Source organism: Pseudomonas brassicacearum (assembly GCF_918698105.1).
Lineage (GTDB): Bacteria > Pseudomonadota > Gammaproteobacteria > Pseudomonadales > Pseudomonadaceae > Aquipseudomonas > Aquipseudomonas brassicacearum_F.
This window is the reverse complement of sequence record NZ_CAKKMI010000159.1, coordinates 1-1,794: the sequence shown is the minus strand read 5'-3', so window position 1 is coordinate 1,794 and position 1,794 is coordinate 1. Positions and strand designations below refer to the sequence as shown.

General features: G+C 61.0%; 3 protein-coding genes. All 3 read right to left on the bottom strand.

Annotated elements, in window-relative coordinates:
* The coding region (locus LQ215_RS29390; protein WP_230153727.1) for an ABC transporter permease at positions 1–539 on the bottom strand (539 nt) is incomplete at its 3' end.
* Positions 536–1,459, bottom strand: coding sequence for an ABC transporter ATP-binding protein (locus LQ215_RS29385; RefSeq protein ID WP_169865731.1), 924 nt, complete (start codon positions 1,457–1,459; stop codon positions 536–538). The genes LQ215_RS29385 and LQ215_RS29390, both read right to left, overlap by 4 nt.
* A partial coding sequence (locus LQ215_RS29380) for a NosD domain-containing protein (RefSeq protein ID WP_290369184.1) occupies positions 1,456–1,794 on the bottom strand: 339 nt, incomplete at its 5' end. The genes LQ215_RS29380 and LQ215_RS29385, both read right to left, overlap by 4 nt.

The following is a 1,794-nucleotide window of genomic DNA, read 5'->3' as shown; positions in this document are numbered from 1 at the left end:
CCCAACGCCATCCCGGCGGCGCTGGATTTCTCGCTGGCCTTGCTGCTCAAGACATAAGCCAGCGCCAGGAAGACCCAACCCAGTAGCGTGGAAGACACCATGAAGCGACCGAACGCCCAGAGCAGCAGCCCCAACTCGACGTCATCGACCAGCAAGGCGATGGCCACCGCGGCGCAACCAAATCCAATCAAGGTGGCCAAGGCCAGAATCAGGCCATGACCGACAAACTTGCCCAACAGGATTTGGCCACGACCTAGCGGGTAGGTCAGCAGCAGCATCAGCGTGCCGCCCTCCTCCTCCCCGACAATCGCATCGTAGGCCAGCAGTAGCGCAATCAGGGGCATCAGGAACGTTGCCAGGCTGGCGAGACTGGCAATGGTTGCCGGAATCGAGGTGAACCCCACTTGCCCGGATGCCGCCGCGCCAAGCCAGGCGATCCCCACCGCCAGAACGGCGAACAACAGACTGATTGCCAGCAGCCAGCGGTTACGCAGGCCGTCGCTGAACTCCTTGGCGGCGATATTCCAAATCTGCGTCATGAGTGAGTGCCTTCAGTGGCGGCGCTTGCATGACTCATGTAATAGCCGTAAAGGTCCTCAAGGGACGGTTGTTGGATGTCGATATCCTGCGGTGGGTCCTCCTGAAACAACTGGCGCAGCAGATCGACTTTGTGACCGTTGACTGCCATCACCTCGACTGCGTTGCCCTCCATCGCGCTAGCGATGTGTCCGGCGGCCTTCCAGCGCTGTAGCCACTGCTCGCGTTGGGCCAGCCCACTGACGCGAATACGCGCCGGCAAGTCAGCCTCTTCACGCAGGCTGGTCAGACTCCCGATCGCCCGCAAGCAGCCATTGGCCAGGATGGCCGCACGATTGATGTGCGCTTCGACCCCCGCCAACACATGGGAACAAAGGATGATGCTGGCGCCCCGCTGACGCAGACGGTCGATCAACAGGTAAAGCTCTTGGGTGGCGATGGGGTCAAGACCCACGGTGGGTTCGTCCAACAGCAACAGGCGAGGTTCACCGAGAACCGCCTGGGCCAGCCCCAGACGCTGGCGCATGCCTTTGGAGTAGGTTTTCACCCGACGGTCTGCGGCGCCGGCAAGACCGACCTGCTCCAATAGCTCGTCCACTTGTGTCAACGCGGCGCCCTTGAGGCGAGCGAAATAGCGCAGGGTCTCGCGACCACTGAGTTGCGGATAGAACGTGACGTTTTCCGGCAGGTACCCCAGCTGGCGACGCACCTCGGCTTGTGCGGGTCGGCAACCGAGTACATGCACCTGACCGGCACTGGCCTTGAGCAGTCCCAGGATCAGCTTCATCACCGTGGTCTTGCCCGCTCCGTTGTGGCCGAACAAGCCCAGCACCTCACCTTCGCCCAGGCTCAGGGTCAAGTCGCGCAGCACGGTCATGCTGCCGTAGCGCTGGCTAACCCCTTCAATGTCGACTGCGTTCATAAGTTCGGCTGCTGTGTCTGGGGCATGGTTGGAAGATTCATCAACGGATAGCTGTCCTTGACCCCCGGCGACTTGGTCACCGGGAAACTTTGCTGCACCCAGCGCAGTAGTTGAATGCTCGGGCTATTCATCAACAGACGGACCTGCGGGTACAACCAGAGCAGGCGGTCAACATTGTCATTGGGCTCATAGATCACGTCGCCAATCCCATCGTTATTGCGATCCCAGCCCAGGTAATCACTCCAGTAATTACCGTGACCGTCGGCCGACCACTCCTGCGTGCGGGTGGCGACGTATTTGACCTGCTGCTGGTTGTCGACGAAGGCGTTGTCGGC